At 70.1% G+C, this 15,270-nt stretch carries 17 protein-coding genes; 10 read left to right on the top strand and 7 right to left on the bottom strand.

Annotated features, from left to right (window positions below; genetic code table 11):
- Positions 1-3 precede the first annotated feature (3 nt).
- The 7 genes from ctaD (at position 4) to MKK53_RS23380 (ending at position 5,752) form a co-directional block, all read left to right on the top strand.
- Positions 4-1,632, top strand: a complete 1,629-nt coding sequence (gene ctaD / locus MKK53_RS23410) for a cytochrome c oxidase subunit I (protein ID WP_243931304.1) — start codon at positions 4-6, stop codon at positions 1,630-1,632.
- Between the two features lie 198 nt (positions 1,633-1,830).
- Positions 1,831-2,766: a heme o synthase gene (locus tag MKK53_RS23405; protein WP_243931302.1), complete on the top strand. Its 936-nt coding sequence runs from the start codon at positions 1,831-1,833 to the stop codon at positions 2,764-2,766.
- 4 nt (positions 2,767-2,770) lie between these two features.
- Complete coding sequence (locus tag MKK53_RS23400; RefSeq protein WP_243931300.1) at positions 2,771-2,938, top strand: hypothetical protein; 168 nt, start codon at positions 2,771-2,773, stop codon at positions 2,936-2,938.
- Positions 2,939-2,949: 11 nt separating this feature from the next.
- On the top strand, positions 2,950-3,567 hold the full coding sequence (locus MKK53_RS23395; protein ID WP_243931298.1) for a cytochrome c oxidase assembly protein: 618 nt from the start codon (positions 2,950-2,952) through the stop codon (positions 3,565-3,567).
- 108 nt (positions 3,568-3,675) lie between these two features.
- The gene (locus tag MKK53_RS23390; protein ID WP_243931296.1) at positions 3,676-4,533 is read left to right on the top strand and encodes a cytochrome c oxidase subunit 3; all 858 of its coding nucleotides are present in this window, start codon (positions 3,676-3,678) and stop codon (positions 4,531-4,533) included.
- A 119-nt stretch (positions 4,534-4,652) separates the two neighbouring features.
- Positions 4,653-5,012 carry a DUF983 domain-containing protein gene (locus tag MKK53_RS23385; RefSeq protein ID WP_243931294.1) on the top strand — a complete coding sequence of 120 codons (360 nt, stop codon included), beginning with the start codon at positions 4,653-4,655 and terminating at the stop codon, positions 5,010-5,012.
- Positions 5,009-5,752 (top strand): SURF1 family protein, encoded by a 744-nt coding sequence (locus tag MKK53_RS23380; RefSeq protein WP_279599220.1) that lies wholly within the window; start codon positions 5,009-5,011, stop codon positions 5,750-5,752. Before MKK53_RS23385 ends, MKK53_RS23380 begins: the two co-directional genes overlap by 4 nt.
- 100 nt (positions 5,753-5,852) lie before the next feature.
- On the opposite strand, the gene MKK53_RS23375 is transcribed toward MKK53_RS23380, so the two are convergent.
- The 3 genes from MKK53_RS23375 to MKK53_RS23365 form a co-directional block, all read right to left on the bottom strand.
- Positions 5,853-6,740: a cation diffusion facilitator family transporter gene (locus tag MKK53_RS23375; RefSeq protein WP_243931290.1), complete on the bottom strand. Its 888-nt coding sequence runs from the start codon at positions 6,738-6,740 to the stop codon at positions 5,853-5,855.
- Between the two features lie 90 nt (positions 6,741-6,830).
- Positions 6,831-7,067, bottom strand: a complete 237-nt coding sequence (locus tag MKK53_RS23370) for a hypothetical protein (protein ID WP_243931289.1) — start codon at positions 7,065-7,067, stop codon at positions 6,831-6,833.
- Between the two features lie 4 nt (positions 7,068-7,071).
- Positions 7,072-7,320 (bottom strand): hypothetical protein, encoded by a 249-nt coding sequence (locus MKK53_RS23365; RefSeq protein ID WP_243931288.1) that lies wholly within the window; start codon positions 7,318-7,320, stop codon positions 7,072-7,074.
- Between the two features lie 169 nt (positions 7,321-7,489).
- Here MKK53_RS23365 and MKK53_RS23360 point away from each other — a divergent pair, with 169 nt between their 5' ends.
- The 3 genes from MKK53_RS23360 to MKK53_RS23350 all read left to right on the top strand — a co-directional run bounded on the left by MKK53_RS23360 (position 7,490) and on the right by MKK53_RS23350 (position 8,940).
- Entirely contained in the window at positions 7,490-8,188 is a 699-nt protein-coding gene (locus MKK53_RS23360; RefSeq protein WP_243931286.1) for a glutathione binding-like protein, read from the top strand.
- A 4-nt stretch (positions 8,189-8,192) separates the two neighbouring features.
- Positions 8,193-8,579, top strand: coding sequence for a hypothetical protein (locus MKK53_RS23355; RefSeq protein WP_243931284.1), 387 nt, complete (start codon positions 8,193-8,195; stop codon positions 8,577-8,579).
- Between the two features lie 127 nt (positions 8,580-8,706).
- The gene (locus MKK53_RS23350) at positions 8,707-8,940 is read left to right on the top strand and encodes a hypothetical protein (RefSeq protein WP_243931282.1); all 234 of its coding nucleotides are present in this window, start codon (positions 8,707-8,709) and stop codon (positions 8,938-8,940) included.
- Between the two features lie 7 nt (positions 8,941-8,947).
- Here the strand turns inward: MKK53_RS23350 and MKK53_RS23345 are convergent, their stop codons facing one another.
- From MKK53_RS23345 to kdpB, 4 genes are all read right to left on the bottom strand, one after another.
- A complete protein-coding gene (locus MKK53_RS23345) occupies positions 8,948-9,634 on the bottom strand; it encodes a response regulator (RefSeq protein WP_243931280.1) in 687 nt (228 codons plus the stop codon).
- On the bottom strand, positions 9,631-12,348 hold the full coding sequence (locus MKK53_RS23340) for a sensor histidine kinase (protein WP_243931278.1): 2,718 nt from the start codon (positions 12,346-12,348) through the stop codon (positions 9,631-9,633). Before MKK53_RS23340 ends, MKK53_RS23345 begins: the two co-directional genes overlap by 4 nt.
- 3 nt (positions 12,349-12,351) lie before the next feature.
- Entirely contained in the window at positions 12,352-12,957 is a 606-nt protein-coding gene (locus tag MKK53_RS23335; protein ID WP_243931276.1) for a K(+)-transporting ATPase subunit C, read from the bottom strand.
- A gap of 200 nt (positions 12,958-13,157) precedes the next feature.
- Entirely contained in the window at positions 13,158-15,239 is a 2,082-nt protein-coding gene (kdpB, locus tag MKK53_RS23330; protein WP_243931274.1) for a potassium-transporting ATPase subunit KdpB, read from the bottom strand.
- Positions 15,240-15,270 lie beyond the last annotated feature (31 nt).

Here is a 15,270-nt window from a genome sequence, read left to right as displayed (position 1 = left end):
CAGATGGCAACAGCCGCCACCCATGCCGGGGCTCACGAGGCCCACGACCACAAGCCGAGCTTCTTCGCGCGCTGGTTCCTCTCCACGAACCACAAGGATATCGGCACCCTCTACCTGCTGTTCGCGTTCTGCGCGGGCATGATCGGCGCCTTCCTCTCCTTCGGCATCCGCATGGAGATGGAGGAGCCCGGCCTCCAGTACTTCTCGAGCCCGGCGACGTATAACGTCTTCGTCACGGGCCACGGCCTCATCATGGTGTTCTTCATGGTGATGCCCGCCCTGATCGGCGGCTTCGGGAACTGGTTCGTGCCGCTGATGATCGGCGCGCCGGACATGGCGTTCCCGCGCATGAACAACATCTCCTTCTGGCTCACCGTGGCGGGCTTCTGCTCGCTGCTGTGCTCCCTGTTCGTCGAGGGCGCCCCTGGGGCCAGCGGCGCGGGCACCGGCTGGACGGTCTACCCGCCGCTCTCGACCATGGGCCATCCCGGCCCGGCCGTCGACTTCGCGATCTTCGCCCTGCACCTGTCCGGCGCGGGCTCGATCCTCGGGGCGATCAACTTCATCACCACCATCCTGAACATGCGCGCCCCGGGCATGACGCTGCACAAGATGCCGCTCTTCGCCTGGGCCGAGCTGGTCACCGCGTTCCTCCTGCTGCTCTCGCTGCCGGTGCTCGCGGGCGCCATCACGATGCTGCTCACCGACCGGAACTTCGGCACCACGTTCTTCGACCCGGCCGGCGGCGGTGACCCGATCCTGTACCAGCACCTGTTCTGGTTCTTCGGTCACCCCGAAGTGTACATCATGATCCTGCCGGCCTTCGGCATCGTGTCGCACATCATCGCCACGTTCTCGCGCAAGCCGGTCTTCGGCTACCTCGCGATGGCGTACGCGATGGTCGCCATCGGCGTCGTCGGCTTCGTCGTGTGGGCGCACCACATGTACACGGTCGGCCTGTCGCTGCAGACGCAGTCTTACTTCGTCTTCGCGACCATGGTGATCGCGGTGCCGACGGGCGTGAAGATCTTCTCGTGGATCGCGACCATGTGGGGCGGCTCGATCCGCTTCACCGCTGCGATGCATTGGGCGGTCGGCTTCATCTTCCTCTTCACCGTCGGCGGCGTGACCGGCGTGGTGCTCGCCAACTCGGCGGTCGATAAGTACCTCCACGACACCTACTACGTCGTCGCGCACTTCCACTACGTGCTGTCGCTCGGCGCCGTGTTCATCATCTTCGCCGGCATCTACTACTGGTTCCCGAAGATGACCGGCCGCATCATCCCGGAATGGGCCGGCAAGCTGCACTTCTGGCTGGCCTTCATCGGCGCGAACGTCCTGTTCTTCCCGATGCACTTCCTCGGCCTCGCCGGAATGCCGCGGCGCTATGCCGACTATCCGGAGGCGTTCGCCGGCTGGCACAAGGTGTCGACCTACGGCGGTCACATCTTCGGCCTGGGGATGTTCGTCTTCGTGATCGGCGTCGTCCTCGCCTTCCGCTCCAAGGAGCGGGCCGCGGACAACCCCTGGGGCGAGGGTGCCACCACGCTGGAATGGACCCTGTCCTCCCCGCCGCCCTTCCACCAGTTCGAGACGCTGCCCCACATCGTCGACGAGCCGGGCGCGCACTGAACCAGAAGCCGGGGGCCGCTTGCGGCCCCCGCCCTTTCCCGGAGGCCGCCACCGAGGCGACCTCCCGGCAAGGGCGCCCCGGGGCCGAAACCGGGGGTGCACGTCGCCGCGGGCGACGCCTTGAGCCGATCTGATTTCGAGGGACGATCCGATCGTGACCCGAACCACCGGATCACGGGCTGAATAGCAGCGGACCTGATGACAAGCGCCACCAGCACCCTGAGCCCCACCGCCACGGCGGTCGGCGGCGACGTTCCGGACTACTTCGCCCTGCTGAAGCCGCGGGTGATGGTCCTGGTGATCTTCACCGCCCTCGTGGGGATGAGTGTCTCGCACGGGCATGTCCCGCCCGCCATCGGGGTGATCTCGCTCTTCGCCATCGCCGTCGGCGCGGGGGCGTCGGGCTGCCTGAACATGTGGTGGGACGCCGACATCGACGCGGTGATGACTCGCACGGCCGACCGGCCGATCCCCGCGGGGCGCATCACCTCCGGCGAGGCCCTGGGCTTCGGCCTGTTCCTCTCCGTGGCCTCTGTGCTGGTGCTCGGGCTCGCGGCGAACTGGCTCTCGGCGGCGCTGCTCGCCTTCACCATCGTCTTCTACGCGGTGATCTACTCGATGTGGCTGAAGCGGGCGACCGCGCAGAACATCGTCATCGGTGGCGCGGCCGGCGCCCTGCCCCCTGTGATCGGGCAGGCGGTGGTGACCGGGCATGTGGGGATCGAGTCCCTCGTCCTGTTCGCCATCATCTTCATCTGGACGCCGCCGCATTTCTGGGCCCTCGCCCTGATCAAGGCGGGGGAATACGCCCGCGCCGGCATCCCGATGATGCCCAACGTCGCCGGGCCGGAGTCCACCCGTCGCCAGATCGTCTGGTATTCCGTGTTCCTCGCCCCCCTCGGCCTCGTGCCGGTGGCCATGGGGTTCGGGGGCCTCCTCTACGCCGTCGTCGGCACGGTGGGCGGGATCGGCATGGTGGCGCTCAGCGTGCGCGTTCTGCGGAACCGCACGGGCGAGGCGGAGAAGAAGGCGGCGATGGGCCTGTTCGGCTTCTCGATTCTCTACCTCTTCGCGCTGTTCTCCGCGCTGCTGGCCGAGCAGAGCCTCGGTCTGTTCCGCGCGGTCGTGGCCTGAGCCGATGCCGCTGGAACCCAAGATCGAGTATCGGCCGCTCACCCCCGAGGAGGAGGTGCGGCGGCGGAAGCGGTCGGTGGCGATCGCCCTCGCCCTCGGCGCGATGGTGCTGCTGTTCTTCGTGCTGACCATCGCGAAGCTCGGACCCCAGGTCCTCAACCGGCCCCTCTAGAGGGAGACGCGATGACAGCCCCCTCCCCTCGCCCCACGCCTTCGCGCGGCGCCGCGCGTACCGCCGTGCTGTGTGCCGGTTTGGCGTTCGGCATGGTCGGGCTCGCCTACGCTTCGGTGCCCCTCTACAACGCCTTCTGCAAGGCGACGGGCTACGACGGCACGCCCCGCCAGGGGCCGGCCCTGTCGCTGGCGGCGGCGCGCAGCGACGACAGCATGGTCGTCCACTTCGACACCAACGTGGCGCCCGGCATCGCCTGGAAGTTTGCCCCGGAGGTGAGCAGCATCGACGCGAAGCTCGGCGAGACGAAGACTGTGTTCTTCCGCGTGACGAACACCGGTCCGACGCCCTCCACCGGGGTGGCGACGTTCAATGTCCAGCCCGGCCTGATGGGCGGCTACTTCGTGAAGGTCGCCTGCTTCTGCTTCAACGAGCAGACGCTGCAGCCGGGGGAGACCATCGACGTGCCGGTCGTCTTCTACGTCGATCCGGCCGTCCGGGACGACTCGAACACCGCCCACCTCTCCGAGATGACGCTGTCCTACACCTACTTCGCCTCGAAGAACGGCCAGCCGGTGACGGCGGCGGTGGCCAACACGGCGGCTCCGGGGACGAAACGCGATTTCTGATCGCGAGCGCGTGACAATAAGGGCCGGCAGCGATTAAAGCTGCGGGTAAGCTGGGCAAGAGCGGTGGTGCCGAAAGGGCTTACGCCGCCGGTGAGGAGCGACGGGACGATGGCCGAGGCGCACGCCAAGAATCACGACTTCCATATCCTCAGCCCGAGTCCGTGGCCGCTGATCGGGGCCTTCTCCGGCTTCCTCATGGCGTTCGGCGCCGTGTTCTGGATGAAGAGCCTGCAGATCGGCACCCTGACGCCGGGCCCTTACGTCTTCGGCCTCGGCACGGTGGGCGTGCTCTACACGATGTTCTCGTGGTGGAAGGACGTTGCGCACGAGGCGGATGCCGGCGACCATACCCGCGTCGTCCAGCTCCACCACCGCTACGGCATGATGATGTTCATCGCCTCCGAGGTGATGTTCTTCGTGGCGTGGTTCTGGGCCTTCTTCGAAGCCGCCCTCTACACCGCCGACCCGATCCAGGTGTCGCGGGTGGAGTTCACCGGCGGCGTGTGGCCGCCCAAGGGCATCGAGGCGTTCGATCCCTGGCATCTGCCGCTCCTCAACACCCTGATCCTGCTGACCTCCGGCACCACGATCACCTGGGCGCACCACGCCCTGCTCGAGGGGGACCGCAAGGGCCTCAAGTACGGCCTGTGGCTGACGATCATCCTCGGCGCGATCTTCACCGCCTGCCAGGGCTACGAGTACAGCCATGCGGAGTTCGGCTTCACCGGCAGCATCTATTCCTCGACCTTCTTCATGGCGACGGGCTTCCACGGCGCCCACGTCATCATCGGCACCATCTTCCTCGCCGTCTGCCTGATGCGGGCCTATGCCGGCTCGTTCACCCCCAAGCAGCATCTCGGGTTCGAGTTCGCCGCCTGGTACTGGCACTTCGTCGATGTGGTGTGGCTGTTCCTCTTCGCCTCCATCTACGTCTGGGGCTCGGGAATCGGCCATTCGGCCCACTGACCCCACGGCGATCAGGGGTAAAATGTCCTAGGCACATGGCGGGGCGGCTTCGGCCGCCCCTTCTTCGTTCGGCACCGATGGGCTATCCGGATCGCGGCCCCAAGCAAGTCTGGACTACCATGCCCACGCCTCCGCCGATCCCGACAGGCCTCAGTGGCCGCTGTCCGCGCTGCGGCGAGGGCCACCTGTTCCAGGGCTACCTCGCCCTGCGCCCGCGGTGCGAGGCCTGCCATCTCGACTATTCGGGCTTCGATTCGGCGGATGGGCCGGCCTTCTTCGTGATGTCGATCGTCGGCCTGGTGGTGGTCGGCACGGCCCTCTGGCTGGAGATCAGCTACGAGCCGCCGATCTGGGTCCACGCCGTCGTGGCCCTCACCCTGTCGATCGGCCTCAGCCTGCTGCTCGTGCGGCCGCTGAAGGGGCTGCTCATCGCCCTCCAGTTCAAGAACAAGGCCGAGGAGGGCCGTTTCGAGCTTTGAGCGCGGTGCGGTCCGGTGCGTGGCGCAGCCTTGTCGCGCCGGGTCTCGCGAGCCTGATCGCCCTTTCCATCCTCATCGGCCTCGGCGTGTGGCAGGTCGAGCGGAAGGCGTGGAAGGAAGACCTGATCGCCCGGATCGTGAGCGAGTCGCGGGCCGCGCCCGTGCCGCCCCCGCCGGCTTCGGCCTGGGACCCGGTGGCCGACGAGTTCCACCATGTCCGGATGACCGGGCGCTTCCTCAACGACAGGGAAACGCTGGTCCACGGCCTCGCCGCAGGCGAAACCCCCGGCCGCGCCCTCCAGGGCTACTACGTCATCACCCCCTTCGTCCGGAGCGACGGCGGGACCGTGCTCGTCAACCGCGGCTTCGTGCCGACTGAGCTGAAGGCGCCGGGGGACCGCAAGGCGGGCTTGATCGAGGGCGAGACCAGCGTCACCGGCATCCTCCGGGCCAGCGAGCCGCGCACGATGTTCGTGCCGGCGCCGGACCCGGTGCGGGGTGAGTGGTTCAATCGCGACGTGCAGGGCATCGCCGCCGCCCGGGGCCTCGGGGAGGTAGCGCCCTATCTCGTGGAGGCCGACGCCACGCCGGGCCAGACCACGTGGCCCCGGGGGGGGCAGCTCCGGGTCGATCTGCCCAACAACCACCTGCAATACGCCTTCACATGGTTCGGCATCGCGGCCTGCCTCGTGGGCGTGTTCGGCGTGTTCGCGTGGCGCCGCCTGAACGAGCCAGCCTGACCCGCGGCGTTTCCGGACTCGTTTCCATGGATCGACAAGGTCCCCCCGCCTGCCCCGTCGCAGGGGCGGGCGCGGCGGAGCGGTGCGCGTCTCCGCCCCGTCAGAGCACCGGCACGCCCTGGGCCTTCGCCTCGTCTGCAGGCTCCACGTGGATCGTCACGACGGTGCCGGGGATCGTGACCTCCAGCGCGCCCTCGATGCGGTCGCAGATGGCGTGCGATTCCGCGACCGTCATGTCGCCGGGGACGACGAGGTGGAAATCCACGAAGGTCGCCCGGCCGGCGGAGCGGGTGCGGACGTCGTGGGCCTCCAAGGCGCCCTCCCCGTGCCGCGAGATCACCGTGCGCACCTGCCCCACGACCTCGGCCGAGGCGGCCTTGTCCATGAGGCCATCGACCGATTCGCGGACCATCCGGTAGCCGGACCAGAGGATGTTCAGGGCGACGAGGCCGGCGATGGCGGGGTCGAGGACGGGGTAGCCGGTGAACCACACCGCCGCGACGCCACCCAGGACGCCGATGGAGGTGACGACGTCGGCGAAGATGTGCCGCGCATCGGCGATCAGGGCCGGCGAGCGCCATTCCCGCCCCCAGCGCAGGAGCGCCCAGGCCCAGACGGCGTTGATCACCCCCGCGACGCCGTTGATGGCGAGGCCGGCGGCCGGGGCATCGAGGGGTTTCGGGTTGAGGAAGCCGTTATAGGCCTCGTGCAGGATCATCAGGGCCGCGATGACGATCAACGCCCCCTCCACCACCGCGGAGAAGAACTCCGCCTTGTGGTGCCCGTAGGGATGGTCCTCGTCGGCGGGCTGGGCGGCGATGCGCAGGGCAATGAACGCCCCCGCCGCCGCGACGACGTTGATGATGCTCTCGAGGGCGTCGGAATACAGCGCGAGGCTGCCGGTCAGCCACGCGGCGTAGAATTTCAGCGCCGTGACGGCGATGCCGATCCCTGCGCTGAGCAGGGCTGCTTGCTGCGAGCGTTCCATGGCCGAACCGAACCGAGGGGGGGCGCGGGCTGCATATCCGAGGTCGTCCCCGGAAGGCCATGGCAAAGCTTCGAGCGTGGGGAATACGATTTAGCCCTGGCTCAGTTCGGCGGACGCCCCCTCGGTCGTGCCGGCCCGGGCGGATTCGCGGACACGGCTGCGTTCGGCCTGGCCGCGGGCCCTGGCCGCCTTCCGGGCGAGGCCACGCTTCTGCCAGCCGAACCGCGCCTGGGCCGCCAGGGCATCGAGGCGGGCCGCCTCGCGCAGCCAGTAGTCCACCAGTTGACCGTCCAGGGTGGCGCGCGGGAGCGGGTTCATCGGGTCCATGGCGTCACTCCTTCGGGGAGGGTGGCTCGTCCGTCTCCTCGACGATGAGGGCGACGGCCTTGCCGTGGAAGCTGCCCAGGCCGGATCCGCGGACCGGCACGGTGGGGCTGCCGAAGGGCTCGCTGGGATAGGCCTCCTCGAACCGCGCCCTCGCGTCGTCGGAATTGTCCGCCTTCAGGACGATCCGCTCCTTGCCCGGCAGGGGCCAGCGGGGATCGGCGGGGTCTCGCGGACGCACGGCGTACCACGGCATGGGGCTCGATCCTCGCTTTGCGGTCTCCCTTGCCCGGTATGGGCACGGACCGGGAGAATAAGTCCGGCGACGCGATTCGGTTCGGTCGGCTTGATCCGCGGTGCGTCGCGACCCACCTCCTGCGCGAGGGAAGCCGGGCCGGGACGACGGCCCGCAGCGAGGACGTGCGATGATCGACCTGTATTACTGGCCGACCCCGAATGGCCACAAGATCACGATGTTCCTGGAGGAGGCCGGGCTTCCCTACACGATCAAGCCGGTGAACATCGGCAAGGGCGAGCAGTTCAACCCCGATTTCCTGAAGATCGCCCCGAACAACCGGATGCCGGCCATCGTCGACCACGCCCCCGAGGGCGGCGGGACCATGAGCCTGTTCGAATCCGGTGCCATCCTCCTCTACCTCGCCGAGAAGACGGGCCGGTTCCTCCCCAAGGAGATGTGCGGCCGCTACGAGGCGCTGCAATGGCTGTTCTGGCAGATGGGCGGTCTGGGCCCCATGCTGGGGCAGAACCACCATTTCAGCCAGTACGCCCCCGAGAAGATCGAGTACGCGATCAAGCGTTACGTCAACGAGACGAACCGGCTCTACGGCGTCCTCGACCGGCGCCTCGCCGACCGGGAATTCCTGGCGGGCCCGGACTATACGATCGCCGACATGGCCAGCTATCCCTGGATCGTCCCGTGGGAGAAGCAGGGCCAGAACATCGATGAGCATCCGAACCTGAAGCGCTGGTTCCACGCCATCGCCGAGCGCCCAGGCACCAAGGCGGCCTACGCCCACGCCCCGAAGGTCAATCCCGATTTCGGGAAGACGATGAGCGAGGACGCCAAGAAGATCATGTTCGGCCAGACCGCGGCGGCCCGATAGCCCGGTGCGCCGGTCCTTCGCCCTCGCGGCGGCGCTCTGCGCGGCGGCCCCGGTGCCGCCGGCCTGGTGCGCGCCGGCCGACAGCCTCGCCGCGCTCTGGCGCTACCTCGGCGGCTGCGCCACGCTCGAAGGCGTGACGCCGGGGGCGGTCGGATCGGAGGTGACGGTGCTGTTCAGCCTGAAGCGCGACGGCTCGCTCCTCGGACAACCCAGGATCACGCATTCGCGCCTGTTGGGAAGCGAGGCGGACCAGCGCGCCTTCGTGGGCGCGGCCCTCGGGGCCGTGTCGCGCTGCCTCCCGGCCGAGATCACCGACGGTCTGGGCGGCGCCATCGCCGGCCGGCCGCTCAACCTGCGCCTCACCAGCCGCAAGCCGGAACGAGCGCTCTGAGGCCGGCTTGTGCCGTTCCTCACGCCATCCTCACGCGGGCGCGCCCGGTGCCCGCTCGACCCTTTATGCCACTGGCCTCACGTGAAGGGCGCGGTCCCGAGAGGATCGCGCGAACCCCACCCGATCCATGTCCCCCATCCCGTCCATCCACGATCTTCCCGCCACCTTCGTCGCGGCCGAAGCGAACCGCTTCGTCGTCGGCCAGGATTCGAAGGGGCGCTGGGTCGCCCTCGAGATCCACGGACGCGGCGGCGGACTGTTCCGGGACAGGCAGGCCGCGTTCCACTACGCGTCCGCCGAGACGGGGCGCTGCCCCGAGGCCGTCGTCGTCTCGGGCGGCCTGATCGAGCTGCGCCCGTGACCGGGGGTCAGGGCGCGTCCGGCGCGCGCAGCCGGTAGCCGACGCCGGTCTCCGTCAGGAGGAGGCGCGGCCGCTCCGGGTCGGCCTCGAGCTTCTGGCGGAGCTGGCGCATGTAGACCCGCAGGTATTGCGGGTCCGACGAGGTCGAGACCGACTGCATCAGCTGGGCGTGGGTGAGCACCTTCCCGGCATGCAGCACCAGCACCCGGAGGAAATCGTATTCCCGCGGCGTCAGCTTCACCTCGGCATCGTCCACCCGCACGATGCGGCGCACGAGATCGACGGTGAGGCGATCCGCGTGGAAGACCGGCCGCTCGCCCTGGGTGGCGAACTGGTGGCGCAGGGCCGCCCGGAGGCGCGCCAGCAGCTCGGCCATGCCGAACGGCTTGGTCACGTAGTCGTCGGCGCCGCAGTCGAGGGCCTCCACCTTCCCGGTCTCGTCGTCGCGGCTCGACAGCACCACCACCGGCAGGTCGGGATGGTTGGCGCGGATCGCCCTCAGCAGGTCGTGGCCGCCCATGTCGGGCAGGCCGAGGTCGAGGATCACGAGGTCGGCCCCCTCGCGGGCGAGCAGGTCGAGGGCGGTGCGGCCGTCCGGCGCTTCCAGGATCGCGTAGCCCTGGGTCGCGAGGCCCATCCGCAGGAGCTTGCGGATCGGCGGATCGTCGTCGATCACGAGGACGGTGGCGCTCATGCGGCGATGTCCCTCCGGCCGATGCCCGGCGGGACCGGCAGGCTCACGGTGAAGCAGGCGCCGCTGCGGTCGCGCCGGTTGCCGGCGGTGACGCTCCCGCCCATGGCCTCCACGAAGCCGCGGGAGATGGCGAGGCCGAGCCCCGTCCCGGCCCGGACCCGGTCGCCCTTCCGGACGCGGTAGAACTTGTCGAAGATCCGCTCGGCCTCGCCCTCGGGGAGCCCGTCCCCCTCGTCCAGGAGGTCGATGCGCAGCCGCCCGCCGTCGCGGCGGGCGCGCACCGTCACGGCCGAGCCCTCCGGGGCGTATTTGGCGGCGTTGTCGAGGATGTTGACGAGCACCTGTTCGAACAGAACCGGATCGAGGCGCAGGGCCGGGAGGTCCGCCCCGATGTCGAGCGCCACCCGGTGCCCGGCCAGCACCTTCTCGGTCCGCCTGAGGGCCGTGTCGATGACCTCGGCGACGTCCAAGAGGGCGAGGTTCGGCGCCACCGCCCCGGCTTCGAGGCGGGTCATGTCGAGGAGGTTGGCGATGAACCGGTTCAGGCGCTCCGATTCCTCGATGATCGTGCCGAGCAGTTCGCCCTTGGCCTCCGGTCCGAGGGCGGCGTCGAGGTCGCGCAGGGTGCTCGCCGCGCCCAGCACGGAGGACAGGGGCGTGCGCAGGTCGTGGCTGATCGAGGTCAGCAGGGCTTGGCGCAGGCGGTCGGTCTCGGCGGCACGCTCGGCCCGGTCGAGGTCTTCCACGAGGCGCACGCGTTCGATGGCGAGCGCCCCCATATCGGCCAGGGCGTCGAGGAGGCGGCGGTCCTCCGGCGTGAGCAGCGGGCCCTTTCCATCCGCATCGAGACCGATGACGCCGATGATCCCGCGGCCGGTGCGCATGGGCATGAACAGCCGCCGCGCCCCCGGCAAGGTGTCCGCGCCGCGCCCGGCCGGGCATTCGTTGGCGAAGGCCCAGCGGGCGGCGGCGAGGTCGGCCTCGTCCAGCCGGTCCTCCGGAGGGTAGCCGGCCCGCACGGTGACCGTGTCGTGGTCGGGCAGGAGCAGGACGGTGCGGACCTTCAGCATGGCGGCGATCTGCGCGCAGGTGGCCCAGAGCACGTCATCGAGGGTGCCGCAACCCGCGAGCTTGCGTGAGAACCCGTAGAGCCGTTCCGTCGCCCGTGCCCGGGACTGGCTGAGCACCGCCGTCAACCGCGACCGGGCCGCGAGGTTCGAGACCAGCACCGCCACGGTGGTGAACAGCACGAAGGCGGCCACGTTCGACGGGTCGGCGATGGTGAAGGTGTAGAGCGGCGGCAGGAAGAAGAAGTTGTAGGCCAGGGATGCCGCCACGACGGCGGCGAGGGAGGGGCCGAGCCCCCACCGGATCGCGACGGACACGACCCCGGTGAGCAGGAACAGGTCGGCGTTCTCGGTGCCCAGCGTCGGCTGGAGCAGCAGGGCGAGGCCGAGGCCGATGGCCGTCACCAGCATGGCCATCAGGTAGGGGCCGACACCCGCCCGCTCCCCCGTCGCCGAGACCGTGGCGCCCCGCGCCCGGGAGGGGGCGGACGCCATCGCCTCGCCGGGGACCACGTGGACGCTGATCGCGCCGGAGAGCCGGACGAGGTCGTGCACCACCGAGCCGTTGACCACCTCGAACAGCCAGGACCGGGAGGCCTTGCCGACCACGATGTGGTTCACGTTGGCGCCGCGGGCATAGGCCAGGATGTCCTCGGCGATGCGCCGTCCGCCCGGGACGGTGACGGCATCGCCGCCGAGCCTGTCGGCCAGGCGCAGGGCGTCGGCGATGCGGTCGCGGTGCGCCTCGCTGAGGGAGGCCGAGCGCACCCCTTCCACCACCAGGGCCGTCCAGGGGGCGTGCAGCCTGTCGGCGATGCGCTTGGCGTAGCGCACGAGGTTGCCGGCCCGGGGGTCGTCGTCCACGCAGACCAGCACCCGCTCCCCCGCCGCCCAGGGGCCGGCGATGGCGTTCGCCCGCATGTGGCTCAACAGCTCGTCATCGACCCGGTCCGCGGTGCGGCGCAGGGCCAGCTCGCGCAAGGCGGTGAGGTTGCCCCGGGAGAAATAGTGGTTCAGCGCCCGCTCGGCATTCGCCGGCACGTAGACCTTGCCGTCCTTCAGGCGCTGGATCAGGTCGTCGGGGTTGAGGTCCACCACCTCGATGTCGTCGGCCCGGTCGAGGACGCTGTCGGGCACCGTCTCGCGGACGCGGATGCGGGTGATCGCGGCCACCACGTCGTTCAGGCTCTCGACGTGCTGGATGTTGAGGGTCGTCAGGACGTCGATGCCCGCGTCGAGCAGCTCCTCCACGTCCTGGTAGCGCTTCGGGTGGCGCGAGCCCGGGGCGTTGGTGTGCGCGAGTTCGTCCACCAGGGCCAGGGCCGGGCGGCGGGCGAGGAGCGCGTCGAGGTCCATCTCCTCCAGGGTCGCCCCGTGGTAGGCCACGCGCCGCCGGGGGATCGTCTCGAAGCCGTGGAGAAGCGCCTCGGTCTCGGCCCGCCCGTGGGTCTCGACCACGCCCACCACCACGTCGGCCCCGGCCCTGAGCCGCGCCTGCCCGATGGTCAGCATCTCGAAGGTCTTGCCGACGCCGGGGGCGGCGCCGAGGAACACCTTGAGCCGCCCGCGGGTCCGCTCCTCCCGGCGGGCCGCATCGAGCAGCGCATCGGGCGAAGGGCGGTTCGGGTCGCGGCCGGGCTCGGGCATGGGTCAGGGGTGGGCGAGGTCGTCCAGGGCGAGGTTCAGGGCCAGCACGTTCACACGCGGCTCGCCGAGGACGCCGAGGGTACGGCCCTCGATGCGGGACGTCACCAGTGCACTCAGTCGCTCCTCGGGGAGGTGCCGCGCCTTGGCGATGCGAGGGACCTGGAACAGGGCGGCCTCGGGGGAGATGTCGGGATCGAGGCCAGAGCCGCTGGTGGTGACGAGATCCACCGGAACCGCTGGCCCGGCGTTCTCCCGGCTCAGCGTCGCGAGATCGCCCTTCACCCGCTCGGCCAGCGCGGCGCTGGTGGGGCCGAGGTTCGAGCCCGCAGAGTTGCTGGCATTGTAGGGGGCGGGGACGGTCTTGCTCGCATCCGCCGGATCGGGGGCGGTGGTGGCGGAGGGGCGGCCATGGAAGTAGCCGTCCGCCGTGAAGCTCTGGCCGATCAGGCTGGAGCCGACGACGCGGCCGTCCCGCTCGATCAGGCTCCCGGCGGCCTTGGCCGGAAAGAGCGTGCCGGCGAGGCCGGTCACCGCCAGCGGGTAGGCGAGCCCGGTGACCACCGTCAGGCCGAGGCCGATCACCAATGTGGGGCGGAGATGGGAGAGCATGGCAAATCTCGTCGGTGATGTGACTGGCGAACGACGCCCGTCATCGTGAGTGGCGCTCGGCGAGCCGGGGGAGCGGGCTGTTTCCGGCCGTGGCGTGTCCCTGGATCGCCTCACGTCGCTCGCCGTGGCGGAACGGGCGAGGCCGCGGGAGGGTGGGGAGGAACGTCGCCCTTCGTGTCCCGGCAGGGTCGGGGGCGACGTCAGGCGAGGTGGAGGGCGGCTACGGCGAGGTCGATGGCCTTGATGCCGATGAAGGGCACGATCACCCCGCCGAGGCCGTAGACGAGGAGGTTCCGCCGCAGCAGCGCGGCCGCCCCCACCGGGCGGTAGGCCACGCCCCTGAGCGCCAGGGGGATCAGCCCGATGATGATGAGCGCGTTGAAGATGATCGCCGACAGGATCGCGCTCTGGGGCGAGGCGAGGCCCATGACGTTGAGCGCCTGGAGCTGAGGATACAGCGTCAGGAACATCGCCGGGATGATGGCGAAGTACTTCGCCACGTCGTTCGCGATGGAGAAGGTGGTGAGCGCGCCCCGGGTCATCAGCAATTGCTTGCCGATGCCGACGATCTCGATGAGCTTGGTCGGATCGCTGTCGAGATCGACCATGTTGCCCGCCTCCCGGGCGGCGACGGTGCCCGTGTTCATGGCGACGCCGACATCCGCCTGGGCGAGGGCCGGGGCATCGTTGGTGCCGTCGCCGCACATGGCGACGAGCTTGCCCTCGGCCTGCTCCCGGCGGATCAGCGCGAGCTTGTCCTCCGGCGTGGCCTGGGCGAGGAAGTCGTCCACCCCCGCCTCGGCCGCGATGGCGGCGGCGGTCATGGGGTTGTCCCCGGTGATCATCACCGTGCGGATGCCCATGCGGCGCAGCTCCGCGAACCGCTCGCGGATGCCGCCCTTCACGATGTCCTTGAGGTAGACGACGCCGAGGAGCCGCCCGTCCCGGGCGACGGTCAGCGGCGTGCCCCCGGCCTTGGCGATCTCCTCGGCGATCGCCCGCACGTCCGGGGCCGCCTCCGGCTCGGCGAGGGCGAGGGCGGCGCTGGACCCGCGGTGCGCGGCGGGCTGGCCGGTGAGCGAGGACAGCACCGCCTCCACCGCCCCCTTGCGGATCGCCGAACCCTGCAGGTCCACCCCCGACATCCGCGACTGCGCCGTGAAGGGCACGAAGGTCGCGTTCAGGCTGGCCATGTCCCGGGCGCGGATGCCGTATTTTTCTTTGGCGAGGACCACGATGGAGCGGCCCTCCGGGGTCTCGTCGGCCAGGGAGGCGAGCTGCGCCGCGTCCGCCAGCTCCTGCTCCGAGACGCCGCGGACGGGGCGGAACTCCGTCGCCTGCCGGTTGCCGAGGGTGATCGTCCCCGTCTTGTCGAGCAGCAGCGTGTCCACGTCGCCCGCCGCCTCGACGGCCCGTCCGGACATGGCGAGCACGTTGAAGCGCACCAGCCGGTCCATGCCGGCGATGCCGATGGCCGAGAGCAGGGCGCCGATCGTCGTGGGGATCAGCGTCACGAACAGGGCGACGAGCACCACCACGGGGATGCTGCCCCCGGCGTAGCGCGCGAAGCTCGGGATGCTCGCCACGGCGAAGACGAAGACCAAGGTGAGCCCGGCGAGCAGGATGTTCAGGGCGATCTCGTTGGGCGTCTTCTGGCGCGAGGCGCCCTCCACCAGGGCGATCATCCGATCCACGAAGGTGGAGCCGGCCGCCGCGGTGATCCGCACGGTGATCTCGTCCGAGAGCACCTGCGTGCCCCCCGTCACCGCCGAGCGGTCGCCGCCGGATTCGCGGATCACCGGGGCCGACTCGCCGGTGATCGCCGCCTCGTTCACCGAGGCGACCCCCGAGACTACCTCGCCGTCCGAGGGGATGAGGTCGCCCGCCTCGACCAGCACGAGGTCGCCGACCTTCAGGGACGTTCCGGGGACGACCTCGATGGAGCGGTTCGTGCCGGTGAGGCGCTTGGCGGTCATCTCGGTGCGGGTGCGCCGGAGGGAATCCGCCTGCGCCTTGCCCCTCCCCTCGGCCAAGGCCTCGGCGAAGTTGGCGAACAGCAGCGTGAACCACAGCCAGAGGACGATCTGGCCGGAGAAGCCGAGATCGGCCCCGCCGGTCGCGAGGTCGCGCAGGAACAGGATGGTGGTGAGGCCGGCCACCACCTCCACCACGAACATGACCGGGTTGCGGATCATGGTCCGGGGGTCGAGCTTGGCGGCGGCGCCGAGGAGGGCCGGCCCGACGAGGGCGGCGCTGAACAGGGAGGTGGTGGGGCGAGACATGGGGGATGTCCGATTGTCGGGTGTGGCGCGA

Origin of the sequence: Methylobacterium sp. J-076 (assembly GCF_022829405.1) — a bacterium.
GTDB lineage: Bacteria > Pseudomonadota > Alphaproteobacteria > Rhizobiales > Beijerinckiaceae > Methylobacterium.
This window is presented reverse-complemented; position numbering and strand designations above follow the sequence as displayed.